The sequence below is a fragment of the Parazoarcus sp. PS-13 R2A genome, assembly GCF_057621855.1.
Map to the genome: position 1 here is coordinate 1 of NZ_JBYEXN010000015.1, position 16,483 is coordinate 16,483.

A 16,483-nucleotide genomic window follows, 5' to 3' on the forward strand; every position below is an offset into this window, starting at 1 on the left:
TGAATTCCCCATTTGTGGTGTAGGCCTGCAGTCCATCTATACCGGCCATGAACCCTTCTTTGAAGTCTGGCCTCGAACCGTCATCCAATGCTTGAATTGCCATTGGCTCGTAACCGCGCATTGACGGCGAGTGCGCCACATTCAACTTGATCTTATCTTCCTGAGGCAGCGAAAAGAATTGCCGGGCACATTCAAGTTGCGCCTGAATCATGCCTTCAGGGATGCCGTGATTCTTGATATAAAAGAAACCAGTTTCTCGACAGGCCTTGTGAATTTCCCACGCCACCGCCTTCTTGTCGGCGATATCTTCGGAAAAGCTACCCGTCAAGTCGATCACAGGAATAAATTTTGCCGCTGAGGCGGGGGTGTAAATAATCATTGATGCAAGCATCCATATTTAGTTGATCTTCAAATGCAAGGCACGAAGGCTTCGCTTGGAAGATTGCTAATCTATGGCGTTGCGGCTCATCACGTAAGGCGTCTAAAGGAAACGATACGTTCCTGTTCTGAAACGACCCGAGCGGCTTGTCTCCTTAGGTAGACGCGTGCCCCAAGCAAGCATGGGGGTGGTGCCCCCCTGCGATGCCGCGCTACGGTGTGGGCTTACGCATGTCATGGACTGATCCGCGCGCGCACAACCATTTCAAAAATGGAACGCAGCGTTTCTGCTGATGACTTCCTCAGCGCCAAGTCACCGAATATCCTCAAAATTTTAATTTACACCACACCAAGCTACTTTGAGGTGCTGTCCTAATCTGTTGGGGCATCAAAGGCAGCGCATACGGTGGCCAGAAGATTAAGAAGCACCTACAGACTTGAGGAATAAATGAAGAGTATCCATATCGAGAAGAAAATGAACGCTCCAACACTGCTGCTGCTTGGCGCGCAGCATGTCATGGTGATGTACGCTGGCGCTATCGCCATCCCGCTTGTTCTTGGCGCGGCCCTCGGACTTCCAAAAGATCAAATTGCGTTTCTTATTAGTGCCGACCTGTTCGCCTGCGGGATTGCCACTTTGATTCAATGCATAGGCTTCAAAGGCGTTGGCATCAGGCTTCCTGTAATGATGGGGGTAACTTTTACGGCCATTGGCCCCATGATTGCAATCGGCAGCGATCCGCAAGCGGGGTTGCCTGGCGTTTTTGGAGCGACAATCGCGGCAGGCATTTTTGGCGTACTGGTTGCCCCATTGGTTGGGAAGATGCTGAGGTTCTTCCCTCCTGTCGTAACAGGAACAGAAATCTTGGCAGTTGGGCTTTCTCTAATGGGAGTTGCGGCTGCTTGGTCAGCAGGTGGATATGGCAACCCGGACTTCGGTAGCCCGTTATATCTTTCGATCGCAGGCTTGGTTCTCATATCTGTTTTGGCCTTGGTGAGGTTTACCACTGGCTTTCTCAACAACATTGCAATTCTGCTGGGGTTGATCGGCGGATTCGTTGTCTCTAGCGCAGTAGGTCTTGTGTCGTTGAATGAGCTAAGCGATGCACCCTTGTTTGGCTTGATTCTTCCTTTTCATTTTGGGCTGCCGAAATTTAGCTTCTGGGCCATTGCGGCGATGTGCATTGTCATGCTGGTGACGTTCATAGAGTCAACTGGAATGTTCCTTGCCTTGGGCGAGATCGTGGATAAGCCAGTCAGCGAAAAGGATCTCGTTCGAGGATTTCGCGCCGATGGGGCGGGCACGGTAATTGGCGGAATATTCAATACTTTCCCGTATACCTCATATGCACAAAATGTAGGCCTAGTGAGTGTGACCGGGGTAAAGAGTCGTTGGGTATGTGTAATGGCGGGAGTTATCCTGATGGTTCTTGGGCTTTCTCCCAAGATGGCTGTTCTAGTCGCCTCGATTCCTCCTTTTGTATTGGGTGGAGTGGGGATCGTAATGTTTGGCATGGTCGCCGCAACTGGAATTAAAGTTCTGGCGCGAGTCAATCTGAAGAATGTTTATAACTTATATGTCATTGCCATTAGCATAGGCTTGGGCATGATTCCTGTCGTGATGCCGAAGTTCTTCTCCAAGCTTCCTCATGAACTGGCCCCCATCTTAGAGAGTCCAATTCTGCTAACCGCAATCAGTGCTATTCTGCTAAACCTTTTTTTCAATGGATTGGGTGATGATAATTCCGCGCGAATCGAATTGATGGAGGTTGCAAAAGATTCTGAGCCATGATTGATGCGCTTGGATAATGGAATCTACCTCGTGATTGATTTCTTCCAAACAAAGCACAGGGACAACAGGCGCCTGCTGAGTTTTTCCTAGTTCTGAGGGGTATTCTTCGGTGGAATTGAGACACTTGCGTTGTTTCCAGGCAGTAGCGGAAGAACTTCACTTCGCCCGCGCAGCTGAGAAGTTGCACATTGAGCAATCGCCGCTGTCCCGCACAATTAAGGAACTAGAGGAAGACCTAGGCGAACAGTTGTTCGTCCGCACCAGTCGCAGCACGCGATTGACGCGGGCGGGTAAGCTATTTCTGGAGCATGTGCCGCGCGTGTTCAGCGCCTTGCAGCAGGCCCGAGACAGCGTGAAGGCAGCAGCTAATGGTTTCCACGGCCAACTACGCATAGCGCTGTCTGATGGCATCACGCCCTCGCGCTTGCCGGCCTTACTCGCGCTTTGCCGACAGGAGGAACCGGAGGTTGATATTCGACTATTCCAAGTACCGCTGGCGCAGCAGATCAAGGGGCTGCAAGATGACCTGTACGACGTGGGCTTTGCGCAGTCGGATGAAGTGGGTGAAGGCATTGCTGTCGAAGCGGTGTGGAGTGATCCGCTGATGGTGGCCGTACCGGCGCGGCATCATCTGCTTAAGCACAAGCGCATCCCATTGGACGAGGTGCTGCAATTCCCGCTGGTGCTATCTGACCCACAGGTGTGCGAGGGACATGCGAAGCAGGTTGAACGTGTGCTGCGCCGTTCCGAACGCGAACCGTTGATTGCCGAGCGTGTTGCCTCGTTCGAGTTGATGATGGTGGTGGTATCGGCTGGCTTCGCATTGGGACTGGCTGGAGGGCCGCACATCGCAGCAAGCCGGGAGCCTGGCGTGGTGGCCCGGCCTTTGGCTGGACGCTCTTCCATGCTGACGACCTACCTGCTGCGGTGCGAAGGCGAGGTTTCCGAAGTGCTGTCGAGATTTATCGAGCGGGTACAAGCAATCGACTTACCGGAAGGCACAAGGGCCCCGCCACCACCTGAACCCGACCCACAGGAGGAAATCGAGCTATGAAGCGAGTGACACCTTTGCTGCTGGTCGCGCTGCTCACGGCCTGCGGCCCGTCGGAAACACCCAAGCAGGCCAACGTGCCGACCGTGGAAGAACTGGCCGCCGATCCAGTGCGCTTGAAGGAACTGCGCCAGCAATGCAAGACCGACCGTGCAACGCTTGGCGACGTGTTGTGCAACCGAGTGGCCGAAGCTACGCGCAAGCGGTTCTACGGCGATGGAAAGACACCCTACACACCATCGGAGACGCCGCCGAAGTTCTGATTGCCCGATCGCCGAAAAATAATCTGCATTTTTTGCTAACACGCCGCAGCGCGCCCGCGCCTGCGGCGTTTTTATTGGTTTCTCCCCAACCTGAAACGATGCTTTTTTCATCAAATATCTTCCGATAACAGTCTTTGACCGGCACTGACCCGGCACTGATCCTCGCGCTATGCGGCACGTCCTTGTGCTGCTTTCGGACGAGGAAAAGCGCAGGAATATCGGAGGCCAGTCATGCAAGCTCAGGGCGTGCTGTTTGGGCAGATCGCCGCCGTTTTCGGCATCGTGATCGCCGGCGTATGGAGTGCAACGCAATGGACAGCCGCCGCCCTCGGCTATCAACTACGCCTTGGCTTGCCGTGGTTTGATTTCTTCGGAACGCCGGTCTATCACCCTTGGCGGCTGTTCGAGTGGTGGTTCTTCTTCGATGCCTATGCGCCGCATGTCTTCGACATAGGCGGGGCCATCGCGGGCGGCAGCGGCCTAGCGGCCGTGGTGGTTGCCATCGCCATGTCGGTGTGGCGCTCGCGGCAATCACGCCTGGTCACGACCTACGGTTCGGCGCGCTGGGCCGAAGCGGATGACATTCGCAAGGCCGGGCTGACGCAGCCAGCCGGCGTCTTCCTCGGCAAGTACCGCAACGAGTACCTGCGCCACGAAGGCCCGGAACACGTCCTGACCTTCGCGCCCACGCGCTCGGGCAAAGGCGTCGGCCTGGTGGTGCCCACCTTGTTGAGCTGGCCCGCGTCCGCCGTCATCCACGACATCAAGGGCGAGAACTGGCAGATCACCGCGGGCTGGCGCTCGCGCTTCTCGCACTGCCTGCTGCTCAACCCGACCGATCCGAAATCAGCGGCCTACAACCCGCTGCTCGAAGTCCGGCGCGGCGCGCATGAAGTGCGCGACGTGCAGAACATCGCGGACATTCTCGTTGACCCCGAAGGCGCGCTGGAGAAGCGCAACCATTGGGAGAAGACCAGCCATGCGCTGCTGGTCGGAGCCATCCTGCATGTGCTCTATGCGGGCGAGGACAAGACGCTGCGCGGCGTCGCCAACTTCCTGTCTGACCCGGCCAGCCCGTTCGAGCTGACCTTGCACCGGATGATGACGACGAAGCACCTGGGCGATGCGCCTCACCCGGTTGTCGCGTCCGCTGCCCGAGAAGTGCTCAACAAGTCGGACAACGAACGCTCGGGCGTGTTGAGCACCGCCATGTCGTTCCTCGGCCTGTACCGCGACCCCACGGTGGCCGAAGTCACTTCGCGCTGCGACTGGCGCATCGCCGACCTGATCGCATCCGAGCATCCGGTGTCGCTGTATCTGGTGGTGCCGCCCTCGGACATTTCCCGCACCAAACCGCTTATCCGCCTGATCCTCAACCAGATCGGGCGGCGGCTCACCGAATCGCTCGACGGCAGCGACGGCATCGCACGTCGCCACAAACTGCTGTTGATGCTCGACGAGTTCCCGGCGCTGGGCAGGCTCGACTTCTTCGAGACGGCCTTGGCGTTCATGGCCGGCTACGGCATCCGCAGCTTCCTCATCGCGCAGTCGCTCAACCAGATCGACAAGGCGTATGGGCAGAACCATTCCATCCTCGACAACTGCCATGTGCGCGTGACGTTCGCCACCAACGACGAACGCACGGCCAAACGAATCTCCGAAACGCTTGGCACCGCCACCGAACTGCGCGCACAGCGCAACTATGCCGGCCACCGGCTTGCGCCGTGGCTCGGGCATTTGATGGTGTCGCGGCAGGAGACGGCCCGCCCGCTGCTGACGCCCGGCGAAGTGATGCAGCTTCCGACTGACGAAGCCGTAGTGATGGTGTCCAGCGTGGCACCGATCAAGGCGAAGAAGCTGCGCTACTACGCGGACAGCAATTTCAAGCGCCGCGTGCTGCCGCCGCCCGCGCTCGCGGCCGGGCAGTACGCCGATGCGCCGCCAGCCCGGCCCGACGACTGGAGCGGCCTGGCGATTCCCGCTGTACCAGCGGCCCCGGCTGCGGGCCTGTCCAGTGACGCCGCAGGCACCGCCGACGACGGCGGCCCACGCCGCCAGCCGGAGCTATCCGAAGTCGCCGAATACAGCCCCGAACCGCAGCCCGCAGGCAACGACCTGGCGCTGCTCGATGACGACGACGACTTGCCGCTGCCTGGTTTGGCGTCTCTCCCCGGCCAGCTCGACCCGGCCATGCAGCGCACGGCCCGGCTGGCTTCCCTCGACCCCAACGACGGAATCGACTTATGAGCCAATACCGCCTCAATCTGTTCATCCAGCCCGAGCACGCCAAGCGCCTCGAAGAACTGGCCGCCAAGAAAGGCGTGTCCAAGTCATCCATCGTCGCGGCGGCGCTCGCATCGTGGCTGTCGCCCGATGCCGGCGACCAGCGCGAGGCGGCCATCGCCAAGCGGCTGGATCGCCTGTCGCGCCAGGCCGAGCGCATGGAGCGCGACCAGAACATCCAGATCGAAACGCTGGCGCTGTTCATCCGCTACTTCCTGACCGTCAGCACGCCGGTTCCCGAAGCCCATCAGGACGCAGCCCGCGCGCAGGGCAAAGCGCGTTTCGAGCAATTCGTGGAACAGCTTGGCCGTCACCTGCTGCGCGGCCGCAGCCTGGTGCGCGACGTGGTGGAGGAACTACACCCCGACCCGGCGCGGATGGATGACACGGCGGCGCTGGCCGAAGCCCACGAACGAACTGCGGAGCGTGCCTTATGAGCGCCGTTCCGCAGACCCCGCCCGAACCGCGTTCATCCGCTGCGGCCTCGCTGGATCGCCGCATCCAGATGCTGCGCACGGCTATGGGGCCGGTCATCGCCGCCGCGCTGGCCGACCCGGACGTGGTGGAAATCATGCTCAACCCCGACCGCACCCTATGGGTGGATCGGTTGTCGTCGGGCCGCACGCCGCTGGGTGTGGAACTGTCCGAAGACGATGGCGAACGCATCATCCGGTTGGTCGCGGCGCACGTCGGCGCGGAGGTACATCGCGGGCGACCGCTGCTGACCGCCGAGCTACCCGAAACCGGCGAGCGGTTCGAGGGCATCTTGCCGCCGGCTGCGCCTGGCCCGGCCTTCGCGCTGCGCAAGCGTGCCGTGAGCATCATCGGCCTGGATCGCTATGTGGCCGACGGCATCCTGACTACCGGGCAGGCCGAGTTCCTGCGCCGCGCCGTGCGCGAGCGCCAGAACATCCTGATCGCCGGGGCAACGAGCAGCGGCAAGACCACGCTCGCCAATGCCTTGCTTGCGGAAATCGCCGCCACCGGCGACCGCGTGCTGGTGCTCGAAGACACGATAGAGCTGCAATGCGCCGCCCGCGACCATGTGCCGCTGCGCACCCGCGCGGGCGTCGTGTCCATGACCGAGCTGGTGCGCGCCACGATGCGCCTGCGGCCCGACCGCGTGATTGTCGGCGAGGTGCGCGGCGGCGAAGCCCTGGACTTGGTGAAGGTGTGGGGCACCGGCCATCCCGGCGGCATCGCCACCATCCACGCCGGTTCCGCGCTGGGCGCATTGCTGCGCCTCGAACAGTTGATTCTCGAAGTCGCGGTGAACCCGCCGCGTGCGCTGATCGCCGAGGCGGTCAATGTCGTCATCCACATCGCCGGACGCGGCCGCAAGCGCCGCGTCGAAAGCATCGCCCGCGTCGTCGGCTTCGACGGTGTGGGCTACCGCCTGGCGGACGCGCTGGAAACGCCGTTTCCCGAGCTGACGCCGGTTCCTCTCGCAGCCGATGCCGCTGCGCCTTCCCCGTCCCTTGACCAACCTGGAGAACTGCCATGACGCACGCCCATGCTTTCCGTCTTTCCGTAAATCCGCTTTCCCACCTGTCCAGCCTCGCGCGGCTGCGCAGCCTGGCCCGCCCGGCGGGGCAAGGGCTGCTGCTGGCCGCGCTGCTGCTGTTCCTGGCCGGTACGGCGCAGGCCGCCGGTTCTTCGATGCCGTGGGAAGGCCCGCTGCAATCCATTCTGGAGTCGATCCAGGGGCCGGTCGCGCGCATCGTCGCCGTCATCATCATCATCGCCACGGGCCTGGCGCTGGCCTTCGGCGACACGTCGGGCGGCTTTCGCAAGCTGATCCAGATCGTCTTTGGCCTGTCCATCGCGTTCGCCGCATCCTCGTTCTTCCTGTCGTTCTTCAGCTTCTCCGGCGGGGCGGTCGTATGAGTGGGCCGGACAGCTTCGCGGCCGGCTTCGAGGTGCCGCTGCATCGCTCGCTGACCGAACCGCTCTTGATGGGCGGCGCACCGCGCACCGTGGCGATTGCCAACGGCACGCTGGCCGCCGCCGTCGGGCTGGGCCTGCAACTCTGGATTCCCGGTGTCGTGCTCTGGATCGTCGGTCACTCGCTGGCCGTGTGGGGCGCGCGCGTCGATCCGCAGTTCATGCAGGTCTTCGCCCGGCACATCAAGCACCGCCCGCTGTTGGACGTGTAGGGGGACGCCGCCATGCTGAACCTTGCCGAATACCGCCAGCGGCCCGCCTTGCTGGCCGACTGGCTTCCCTGGGCCGGGCTGATCGCGCCGGGTGTCGTCTTGAACAAGGATGGTAGTTTCCAGAGAACAGCACGATTTCGTGGCCCCGACCTCGACAGCGCGACACAGGGCGAACTGATCGCCACCACGGCGCGGTTGAACAACGCGCTGCGCCGGCTGGGTTCGGGCTGGGCGCTGTTCGTGGAAGCAGAACGCCAACCGGCAGCGGACTATCCGCATTCCGACTTCCCCGAACCACTGTCCTGGCTGGTGGACGAGGAACGCCGCGCCGCCTTCGAGGAATCCGGCAACCACTTCGAGAGCGCCTATCACCTGACGCTGGCCTACCTGCCGCCGGAGGAATCCCGTGCCCGGGCGGCCAAGCTGCTCTACGAGCATGCGCCGGGCGATGGCGTGGACTGGCGCGGTCGGCTCGATGCCTTCGTGGCGGAAACCGATCGCGTGTTCGACCTACTCGATGGCGTGATGCCGGAAATCGCCTGGCTCGATGACGCGCAGACGCTGACCTACCTGCACGCCACGGTGTCCACGCGGCGCTACCGCGTAGGCGTGCCCGAAGTGCCTTTCCACCTCGACGCGCTGCTGGTCGATTCCGCCCTGGTCGGTGGTCTGGCGCCCATGCTGGGCGACCAGCACCTGCGCGTGGTGTCGGTGCGGGGCTTCCCGACCTCGACCTGGCCGGGACTGCTGGACGACCTCAACCGCCTGGGCTTTGCCTATCGCTGGAGCACCCGGTTCCTCTGCCTCGACAAAGCCGAGGCGGAAAAGGAACTGGGCCGCCTGCGGCGCCAATGGTTTGCCAAGCGCAAGAACGTCATCGCGCTGCTGCGCGAAACGATCTTTCAGCAGGAAAGCCCGCTGGTCGATACGGATGCCAGCAACAAGGCGGCCGATGCGGATGCCGCCATGCAGGAGCTGGGCAGCGATCAAGTCGCCTTCGGCTACCTGACGGCCACCGTCACCGTGATGGACACGGATGCCGCCGCGGCCGACGAAAAGCTGCGCATGGTGGAGCGCGTCATCCAGGGCCGGGGCTTCGTGACCATTCCCGAAACGCTCAATGCCGTGGATGCGTGGCTGTCGTCGGTGCCGGGCAATGCGTATGCCAACGTGCGCCAGCCCATCGTCTCGACGTTGAACCTGGCGCACATGATGCCGGTATCGGCGGTGTGGGCCGGCCCGGAAAAGAACGCCCACCTCGACGGCCCGCCGCTGATCGTCACCCGCACCGATGGCGCGACGCCGTTCCGGCTGGTGACGCACATCGGCGACGTGGGGCATACGCTGGTCGCGGGGCCGACCGGCATGGGCAAGTCCGTCCTGCTGGCGATGCTGGCCTTGCAGTTCCGCCGCTATGGCGGCTCGCGCATCTTCGCGTTCGACATGGGGCGCTCGATGCGCGCCACCATCCTCGGCCTGAGTGGCGAGCACTACGACCTCGGGGCCGATGGCGGCATCGCTTTCCAGCCGCTCGCCCGCATCGACGGCGAGGGCTACCGCACCTGGGCGGCCGAATGGATCGAAGGCCGCTTGCTGCATGAAGGCGTGACCGTCGGCCCCGACGAGAAAGCCGCCATCTGGTCGGCGCTCGGCAGTCTTGCCGGTGCGCCCGTGGAGCAGCGCACGATGACCGGGCTATCGGTGCTGCTGCAATCGAACGCGCTGCGGCAGGCGTTGTCGCCGTATGTGCTGGGCGGCGCGCACGGCAAGCTGCTGGACGCCGACCGCGACCGGCTCGGCAGCGGCGACGTGCAGGGCTTCGAGATGGAAGAACTGATGCACAGCCCCGCCGCCGTGCAAGCGGTTCTGCGCTATTTGTTCGCCCGCTTCGATGCGCGTTTCGACGGTGCGCCCACGCTGCTGATTCTCGATGAAGCCTGGCTGTTCCTTGATGAACCGTCCTTCGCGGCACGCATCCGGCAATGGTTGAAAACGCTGCGCAAGAAAAACGTGTCGGTGATCTTCGCTACGCAGTCGCTCGCGGACATCAAGGATTCAACCATCGCGCCCGCGATCATCGAAAGCTGCGCGAGTCGGATTTTCTTGCCCAACCCGCAGGCGACCGAGCCGCAGATTCGCACGATCTACGAGGGCTTCGGCCTCAACAGCCGGCAAATCGAAATCGTCGCCACCGCGCAGCCCAAGCGTGATTACTACTACCAATCGCGCTTGGGAAATCGCCTGTTCGACCTCGACCTGGGGCCGGCCGCGCTCGCCTTCGCGGGCGCATCCACACCGCAAGACCAACGCGACATAGAGCGCGTGCTGACGCAGGCCGGCGCTCCCGGCTTCGCCGGTGCGTGGCTGCGCCATCGCGGCCTCGATTGGGCCGCCGACCTGCTGCCGTCCTCACCGGCGGCGGCTTCTTTTCTTTCCCAACCACAGGAGAACCCATCATGAAGAAGCGCCTTGTCGCCGCTGCCGTCGCGGCCATGCTTTGCACCGCCACCACTGTCCATGCTCAATGGGTCGTGGTCGATCCCACGAACCTCGTGCAGAACACGCTGACCGCGATCCGCACGATGGAGCAAATCAACAACCAGATTCAGCAACTCCAGAACGAAGCGCAGATGCTCATCAACCAGGCGCGCAACCTGGCGAATCTCGACTTCAACATCGTCAACCGGCTGCGCTCGACGCTCGCCACCACCGAACGCCTGATTGCCGAGGCGCAGGGGCTGGCTTATGACGTGCAGAACCTCGACCGCGATTTTGCGCGCCTGTACCCCGATCAGTACGCCGCCACGATCAGCGGCGATCAGATGTTCCGCGATGCCCGCCAGCGGTGGAAGAACACCCTCGACGGGCTGCACACCGCAATGCGGATGCAGGCGCAGGTGTCGCAGAACCTGGCGCAAGACGAAAGCGCGCTGGCCGACCTCGTGAGCCAGAGCCAATCGGCCACGGGTGCCTTGCAGGCCATGCAGGCGACGAACCAGCTTCTCGCTTTGCAGGCCAAGCAGTCCATCCAGGCCCAGCAACTCCAGATCACGCAAGACCGGGCGGCCTCGCTGGAATTGGCGCGGCAGGCGGCGGCGACCGAGCGCGCCCGCGAAGTGCGGCGGCGCTTCCTCGGCACCGGCACGCCGTACACGCCGCAGTCCGTCAACTTCTACAACAACTGACAGGGGGCGGCCATGCGATGCGTTCCTGTCCTGCTGGCCGTGCTGCTGACCGCTTGCGGCCAGCAGCCGGCCGAAGACCTGGCCGCGACCTTGGCCGCCGATCCCGTGCGGCTCAAGGCGCTGCGTGCCCAATGCGCGACCGACCGGCACACCGCAGGCGAAGACACCTGCCGCGCCGCCGCCGAAGCCTTCCGGCGGCGCTTCTTCGCCGGCCAAACCGGGCCGGACGAATACCGGACGCTGGCCGAACTGCCGCCGATCCCGCCCAGCTTCGACACACCCGCCGACGACGCGCCGGAAGGCGATGCGCCGCTCGCCGCTGCGGAGGACACGCCATGAACGACGTGACCATCATCGACAGATTCCTCGATACGTTCTCGCGCTACATCGACTCCGGTTTCGGGCTATTGCAAGGCGAAGTCGCGTTCCTGACGGCCACGCTTATCGCCATCGACATGACCATCGCCGGCCTGTATTGGGCCATGAGCCATGCCACCGGCCAGGGCGAGGACGTGATCGCCAAGCTGCTGCGCAAGGTGCTTTACGTCGGTGCCTTCGCCTACATCATCAACAACTTCAACTGGCTGTCGGGCATCGTGTTCCGGTCATTTGCGGGGCTGGGTATCACCGCCACCGGCTCGGCGATCACGATGGAGAACTTCTTGCAGCCGGGCCACCTGGCGAAGACCGGCATCGACGCGGCCGCGCCGATCCTCGACCAGATCGGCGACATGGCCGGCTTCCCCGAAGTGTTCGTGAACCTCGACCCCATCGTGGTGCTGTTCATCGCCTGGCTGGTGGTGATCCTCTGTTTCTTCGTGCTCGCGGTACAGCTTTTCATCACGCTGATCGAGTTCAAGCTGACCACACTTGCCGGCTTCGTCTTGATTCCGTTCGCACTCTGGAACAAGACGAGCTTCCTTGCGGAAAAGGTGCTCGGCAACGTGGTTTCGTCGGGCATCAAGGTCTTGGTGCTGGCCGTCATCGTCGGTATCGGCTCGGGCCTGTTCGCGGAGTTCCAGGTTCATCCCGACGAGCCTTCCATCGACCATGCGCTGGTCGTGATGCTGGCCTCGCTCGCGCTGCTGGCGCTGGGCATCTTCGGCCCCGGCATCGCCACGGGCCTGGTGTCCGGTGCGCCGCAGCTTGGCGCGGGCGCGATGGCCGGCGCTGCCGTCGGCGCGGTCGGCACTGGCGTTGCCATCGGTGCCGCCGCGACCGGCGTGGGCGGTGCGGTCATGGCGGGCGCGCGTATGGCCCCGGCCGCCGCCAAGCTGGCCGGTAGCGGTGCACGCGCCGCCACGTCGGCGGCCAGCAGCGCCAAGTCCGCATTCCAGGCCGGTTCCGCCGCTGCGGGTGGCGGGGCCAAGGGCGCGGCGGCTGGCCTTGGCAATGTCGCCAAGACCGGCGCGCAGGCGGCAGGCCGCCGCGCCGCATCGGGCGCTTCCGCCGCCGGGCAGAAGGTGGCCGATTCCTTCCGTTCTGGCTGGAACGGCGGCGCGGCCGGTTCCGGCCAGGCCGCCGCCGGCGAAGGCGCGGACAGCGCACCGAAGCAGGAGCAACCCGCCTGGGCCAAGCGGATGCACCGCCGCCAGCAGATCACCCATGCCGCGACCACCGCCGCCCACACGCTGCGCGGTGGCGACGGCGGCGGCTCGGGGCAAGGCCCGAGCCTGCGCCCCGATGAGTGACCCGATACCTGACCACCAAGGAGAACCCCTATGCGATTCAAGCGACCGCAGGTGCGCTATGCCGACACGCCGCAGCCTGCCACCCCGTACCAATCTGCCGCGCAGGTGTGGGACGAGCGCATCGGCTCGGCCCGCGTCCAGGCCAAGAACTGGCGATTCATGGCCTTCGGTTGCCTCGCGCTCGCGCTGCTGATGGCCGGCGGCCTGGTGTGGCGTTCGGCGCAATCCATCGTCACCCCCTATGTCATCGAGGTCGATCAGTCGGGGCAGGTGCGCGCCGTCGGTGAGGCGGCGACGCCGTACCGGCCCGCCGATGCGCAGATCGCGCACCACCTGGCGCGCTTCGTGACGCTGGTGCGCTCGCTGTCCATCGACCCCATCGTGGTGCGGCAGAACTGGCTGGATGCCTACGACTACACCACCGACAAGGGCGCGGCGGTGCTCAACGACTACGCCAGCAAGAACGATCCCTTCGCCCGCATCGGCAAGGAGTCGGTGACGGTGCAGATCACCAGCGTTGTCCGCGCCAGCGACACGTCTTTCAACGTGCGCTGGACAGAACAGCGGTTCGTCAACGGCGCACCCGCTGGCACCGAACGCTGGAACGCCGTGCTTTCCACCGTCCTGCAAACCCCGCGCACCGAACAGCGCCTGCGCAAGAACCCGCTGGGTATCTACGTCAATGGCCTGTCGTGGAGCCGCGAACTGGATTCTTCCGAAGGAGCCAAGCCATGAATGCACTTTTCCGTAAATCCGTTTTGCCGTTGATCCTGCTGGCCCTTGCGGGCTGCGCCTCGCAGGGCAAGCCGCCGCCGTCCATCTCGCTCGATGAGCCGGTGCAGGCGCAGCCGCTGCCGGAACCGCCCGCGCCGGTGGAAGTGGTTGCCGTACCCGAACCGCTGGCACTCCCGGCGCAGTTGAAGCCGCTGCCCGAGGTGGACACGGCCCCGGCTGCGCCGGAACCGGCCGACGAGAAGGTGCGCGTGTCCCGCGCCAATGCCGAGGCCCGCATCGCGCCCACGCGCGAGGGCTACGTCAATGCGATCCAGGTATGGCCCTTCACGGACGGCGCGCTCTATCAGGTCTATGCCGCGCCGGGGCGCGTGACCGTGGTTTCGCTCCAGCCCGGCGAAGAACTGGTGACTGTTGCCGCAGGCGATACCGTCCGGTGGATCGTGGGCGACACGTCCAGCGGCAGCGGCGAGGCGCTGCGCGTCAATGTGCTGGTGAAGCCCATCCGGTCGGGCCTGAAAACCAATCTGGTCATCACCACCAGCCGCAGGACGTACCTGCTGGAGCTGACCTCGACCGAGCGTGCATGGATGGCTTCGGTGTCCTGGGACTATCCGAAAGACCGGATGCTGGCCTTGCAGCGCCAGGCGCAGGCGGCCAGCGCCGCCGCGCCAGTCGATACCGGCTTGTCGCTGGAGAAGATCCGCTTCCGCTACGCGGTCAGCGGCAGCAATCCGCCGTGGAAGCCGCTGCGTGCCTTCGATGACGGCGAGAAGGTCTATATCCAGTTTCCGCCGGGCATCGCGCAAGGCGAACTGCCGCCTCTGTTCGTCATCGGCGCGCAGGGCGACGGGCAACTGGTGAACTACCGTTTTCGTCCGCCTTACTACATCGTGGATCGGCTGTTCGGCGCGGCCGAACTGCACCTGGGCGGTGATGGCGGCGACGTGGTGCGTATCGAACGCACCGATGGCGTGGCGCGGAGGAACTGACCATGAGCCAGGACGACACTCCCGACCTCGCCACGCCGCAGGCGGGCAAGGTAGCGCCCGAGGCGGTGGCGCTGCGCGCGCAACCGCGCCCGGTCACGCGCCTGAACCGGCGCACGCTGGCCATCCTCGCCGGCGGCCTATCGGTCGCCGTGCTCGGCGCACTGATGTGGTCGCTGCAACCGCAGCGGCGCAGCACTGGCGAGCAGACCGAGCTTTACAACGTCGATCGCGTCTCGAAGTCTGAAGGGCTGGACGCGCTGCCGGCCGACTACTCGAAGCTGCCGCCGAAGGTGCCGGAGCTGGGGCCGCCGCTGCCGGGCGATCTTGGCCCGGCCATCGTGAAGTCGCAGCAGCCGGTGACGGCCGCCTACGCGGCCCCCGGCCACGACCCGAACGACGCGCTGCGCAAGGAAGCCGAAGCGGCTGCGGCATCGTCGGTGTTCTTCCGCTCGGGTTCGCAGAAGGCCGCGCCGGTAGCGCAGACGCAGGTGGCTGCCTCGCAGGGCTTCGCCGCCAATGCGGCGTTCGACCCACTGGCGGCTGGCCCGGCCTCGACGGCGGCCCAGCCTGCCGACCCGACCGCCGTACAGAACCGGCAAGACCAGAAAGAGGCGTTCCAGAAAGCCGGAACCACGGAAACCCGTAATTCCGGCAATCTGACCCTGCCGGCTTCGCCGTATCAGGTCATGGCCGGAACGGTGGTCGCCGGGGCGCTGGTGACGGGCATCAAGTCGGACTTGCCGGGCGACGTGATCGCCACGGTGACGGAGCCGGTCTATGACACGGCCACCGGCAAGTTCCTGCTGATCCCGCAGGGTTCGCGCATCCTGGGCAAATACAACAGCCAGGTCAGCTACGGGCAGAGCCGCGTGCAGGTGGTGTGGAACCGGATCATCCTGCCCGACACGTCTTCGCTCACGCTCGACAACCTGGCCGGCACCGACCCGGCCGGTTATGCCGGGCTGGAAGACGACGTGGATTGGCATTGGGGCCGCATCTTTGCCGGCGCGGCGCTGACCACGCTGCTGGGTGTCGGTGCCGAGCTGGCCGCGCCGGAGAACCGGCAGGACGGTGATCGCGTCATCATCGCCGGCCGCGACAGCGCCCAAGACAGCATCAATCAGGTCGGCCAAGAGATGACACGGCGCAACATGAACATCCAACCGACGCTGACCGAACGGCCGGGCCTGCCGGTTCGCATCATCGTCAACCGCGATCTGGTGCTGCGGCCGTACCAGCCGCTTTTCTTCAACAGGGGGACTTCACGATGACGACGCGCAAGCTGCGGCTGGGGCCGCTGCCGAAAACCGAATCCACGAAGCTGACCTTTGCTTGCCCGGCCAGCCTGAAAGCCGACCTCGACCGCTACGCCGCGCTGCACGCGCAGACCTACGGCGAAGCGGTCGATGCCACGGTGCTGATTCCGCACATGCTGGAAGCCTTCATGGCGGGGGATCGGGGATTCAGGAAGGGAGGCGCGGGCAAGGCCGCGCCGTCGAAGCCAAGCTGATGACGCCGGTTCCCGTGGTATCCATCCCTCGAACGCGCAGCCCAAGGCTGCGCGTTCTTCGTTCTGGAGGGCTGCGGCGTTGTGGGCTATGATGATGAGACGCGGCCGCCGTCTGCTGGCAATCGTCCCCGATGCAGCACGCTCCGGCTTTCTACCGCGACGCTCTTATGTGGCTCCTAGTCCACAACGCCGCAGCCCCGCAAAGCGGCCCGAAGTAGAGCTAAACCCGCGCCCCATATAGACTTCCGGCCATCAGGCTGTTTTCACAAAACACTTGACACCGGAACTTTTTTGTTGTCTGGCGTTTGTGCAGGCCATGGTGTGCGGGCGGTCTGGTCGAGTCCGCGACGACGTGGCTGGCGGTGGTGTCTGCGGTCCCGCAAGGTTCCGGCTAAAGATCCGGCGGAGGCTGCCGTTAGCACGGACACTGGCTGCTTCTGGAGTTCGAAG

Annotated in this window: 17 protein-coding genes; 16 read left to right on the forward strand and 1 reads right to left on the reverse strand. The window is 64.1% G+C overall.

Going from position 1 to position 16,483, the window contains the following annotated elements:
* The coding region (locus AC22G6_RS14270; protein ID WP_487367313.1) for a 2-oxoglutarate and iron-dependent oxygenase domain-containing protein at positions 1-379 on the reverse strand (379 nt) is incomplete at its 3' end.
* A gap of 447 nt (positions 380-826) precedes the next feature.
* Between AC22G6_RS14270 and AC22G6_RS14275 the strand changes: the two genes are divergently transcribed.
* The 16 genes from AC22G6_RS14275 (at position 827) to AC22G6_RS14350 (ending at position 16,033) form a co-directional block, all read left to right on the forward strand.
* Positions 827-2,170: a nucleobase:cation symporter-2 family protein gene (locus AC22G6_RS14275; RefSeq protein WP_034046916.1), complete on the forward strand. Its 1,344-nt coding sequence runs from the start codon at positions 827-829 to the stop codon at positions 2,168-2,170.
* A 109-nt stretch (positions 2,171-2,279) separates the two neighbouring features.
* The gene (locus AC22G6_RS14280) at positions 2,280-3,224 is read left to right on the forward strand and encodes a LysR family transcriptional regulator (protein ID WP_034046914.1); all 945 of its coding nucleotides are present in this window, start codon (positions 2,280-2,282) and stop codon (positions 3,222-3,224) included.
* Positions 3,221-3,484 carry an EexN family lipoprotein gene (locus AC22G6_RS14285; RefSeq protein ID WP_034046912.1) on the forward strand — a complete coding sequence of 88 codons (264 nt, stop codon included), beginning with the start codon at positions 3,221-3,223 and terminating at the stop codon, positions 3,482-3,484. The genes AC22G6_RS14280 and AC22G6_RS14285 overlap by 4 nt, the downstream gene beginning before the upstream one ends.
* Before the next feature lie 231 nt (positions 3,485-3,715).
* Positions 3,716-5,731, forward strand: coding sequence for a conjugal transfer protein TraG (locus AC22G6_RS14290; RefSeq protein WP_034046911.1), 2,016 nt, complete (start codon positions 3,716-3,718; stop codon positions 5,729-5,731).
* Positions 5,728-6,204, forward strand: a complete 477-nt coding sequence (locus AC22G6_RS14295; protein ID WP_034046909.1) for a ribbon-helix-helix protein, CopG family — start codon at positions 5,728-5,730, stop codon at positions 6,202-6,204. The genes AC22G6_RS14290 and AC22G6_RS14295 overlap by 4 nt, the downstream gene beginning before the upstream one ends.
* Positions 6,201-7,271: a P-type conjugative transfer ATPase TrbB gene (gene trbB, locus AC22G6_RS14300; protein ID WP_034046907.1), complete on the forward strand. Its 1,071-nt coding sequence runs from the start codon at positions 6,201-6,203 to the stop codon at positions 7,269-7,271. Before AC22G6_RS14295 ends, trbB begins: the two co-directional genes overlap by 4 nt.
* Positions 7,268-7,654 (forward strand): TrbC/VirB2 family type IV secretion system protein, encoded by a 387-nt coding sequence (locus tag AC22G6_RS14305; RefSeq protein ID WP_022995779.1) that lies wholly within the window; start codon positions 7,268-7,270, stop codon positions 7,652-7,654. The genes trbB and AC22G6_RS14305 overlap by 4 nt, the downstream gene beginning before the upstream one ends.
* Positions 7,651-7,923 carry a VirB3 family type IV secretion system protein gene (locus AC22G6_RS14310; protein ID WP_034028659.1) on the forward strand — a complete coding sequence of 91 codons (273 nt, stop codon included), beginning with the start codon at positions 7,651-7,653 and terminating at the stop codon, positions 7,921-7,923. The genes AC22G6_RS14305 and AC22G6_RS14310 overlap by 4 nt, the downstream gene beginning before the upstream one ends.
* Before the next feature lie 12 nt (positions 7,924-7,935).
* On the forward strand, positions 7,936-10,383 hold the full coding sequence (gene trbE / locus AC22G6_RS14315; protein ID WP_034046898.1) for a conjugal transfer protein TrbE: 2,448 nt from the start codon (positions 7,936-7,938) through the stop codon (positions 10,381-10,383).
* Positions 10,380-11,108, forward strand: a complete 729-nt coding sequence (gene trbJ / locus AC22G6_RS14320; RefSeq protein ID WP_034046887.1) for a P-type conjugative transfer protein TrbJ — start codon at positions 10,380-10,382, stop codon at positions 11,106-11,108. The genes trbE and trbJ overlap by 4 nt, the downstream gene beginning before the upstream one ends.
* Before the next feature lie 12 nt (positions 11,109-11,120).
* Positions 11,121-11,447 (forward strand): hypothetical protein, encoded by a 327-nt coding sequence (locus AC22G6_RS14325; protein ID WP_036412893.1) that lies wholly within the window; start codon positions 11,121-11,123, stop codon positions 11,445-11,447.
* Entirely contained in the window at positions 11,444-12,799 is a 1,356-nt protein-coding gene (gene trbL / locus AC22G6_RS14330; protein WP_034046882.1) for a P-type conjugative transfer protein TrbL, read from the forward strand. Before AC22G6_RS14325 ends, trbL begins: the two co-directional genes overlap by 4 nt.
* A 30-nt stretch (positions 12,800-12,829) precedes the next feature.
* Positions 12,830-13,534 (forward strand): conjugal transfer protein TrbF, encoded by a 705-nt coding sequence (trbF, locus tag AC22G6_RS14335; protein ID WP_034046881.1) that lies wholly within the window; start codon positions 12,830-12,832, stop codon positions 13,532-13,534.
* Entirely contained in the window at positions 13,531-14,523 is a 993-nt protein-coding gene (gene trbG / locus AC22G6_RS14340) for a P-type conjugative transfer protein TrbG (protein WP_034046878.1), read from the forward strand. The genes trbF and trbG overlap by 4 nt, the downstream gene beginning before the upstream one ends.
* 2 nt (positions 14,524-14,525) lie before the next feature.
* Complete coding sequence (locus AC22G6_RS14345; protein WP_034046876.1) at positions 14,526-15,794, forward strand: TraB/TrbI/VirB10 family type IV secretion system protein; 1,269 nt, start codon at positions 14,526-14,528, stop codon at positions 15,792-15,794.
* Positions 15,791-16,033 carry a DUF2274 domain-containing protein gene (locus AC22G6_RS14350; protein WP_033475083.1) on the forward strand — a complete coding sequence of 81 codons (243 nt, stop codon included), beginning with the start codon at positions 15,791-15,793 and terminating at the stop codon, positions 16,031-16,033. Before AC22G6_RS14345 ends, AC22G6_RS14350 begins: the two co-directional genes overlap by 4 nt.
* Positions 16,034-16,483 lie beyond the last annotated feature (450 nt).

Bases quoted from the DNA above. Each gene is read 5' to 3' on its own strand.
- AC22G6_RS14350 (WP_033475083.1), top strand. From the start codon at position 15,791: ATGACGACGCGCAAGCTGCGGCTGGGGCCGCTGCCGAAAACCGAATCC.
- AC22G6_RS14290 (WP_034046911.1), top strand. From the start codon at position 3,716: ATGCAAGCTCAGGGCGTGCTGTTTGGGCAGATCGCCGCCGTTTTCGGC.
- AC22G6_RS14345 (WP_034046876.1), top strand. From the start codon at position 14,526: ATGAGCCAGGACGACACTCCCGACCTCGCCACGCCGCAGGCGGGCAAG.
- AC22G6_RS14325 (WP_036412893.1), top strand. From the start codon at position 11,121: ATGCGATGCGTTCCTGTCCTGCTGGCCGTGCTGCTGACCGCTTGCGGC.
- AC22G6_RS14305 (WP_022995779.1), top strand. From the start codon at position 7,268: ATGACGCACGCCCATGCTTTCCGTCTTTCCGTAAATCCGCTTTCCCAC.
- AC22G6_RS14275 (WP_034046916.1), top strand. From the start codon at position 827: ATGAAGAGTATCCATATCGAGAAGAAAATGAACGCTCCAACACTGCTG.
- AC22G6_RS14310 (WP_034028659.1), top strand. From the start codon at position 7,651: ATGAGTGGGCCGGACAGCTTCGCGGCCGGCTTCGAGGTGCCGCTGCAT.
- trbB (WP_034046907.1), top strand. From the start codon at position 6,201: ATGAGCGCCGTTCCGCAGACCCCGCCCGAACCGCGTTCATCCGCTGCG.
- trbG (WP_034046878.1), top strand. From the start codon at position 13,531: ATGAATGCACTTTTCCGTAAATCCGTTTTGCCGTTGATCCTGCTGGCC.
- trbL (WP_034046882.1), top strand. From the start codon at position 11,444: ATGAACGACGTGACCATCATCGACAGATTCCTCGATACGTTCTCGCGC.
- trbJ (WP_034046887.1), top strand. From the start codon at position 10,380: ATGAAGAAGCGCCTTGTCGCCGCTGCCGTCGCGGCCATGCTTTGCACC.
- trbE (WP_034046898.1), top strand. From the start codon at position 7,936: ATGCTGAACCTTGCCGAATACCGCCAGCGGCCCGCCTTGCTGGCCGAC.
- AC22G6_RS14295 (WP_034046909.1), top strand. From the start codon at position 5,728: ATGAGCCAATACCGCCTCAATCTGTTCATCCAGCCCGAGCACGCCAAG.
- trbF (WP_034046881.1), top strand. From the start codon at position 12,830: ATGCGATTCAAGCGACCGCAGGTGCGCTATGCCGACACGCCGCAGCCT.
- AC22G6_RS14285 (WP_034046912.1), top strand. From the start codon at position 3,221: ATGAAGCGAGTGACACCTTTGCTGCTGGTCGCGCTGCTCACGGCCTGC.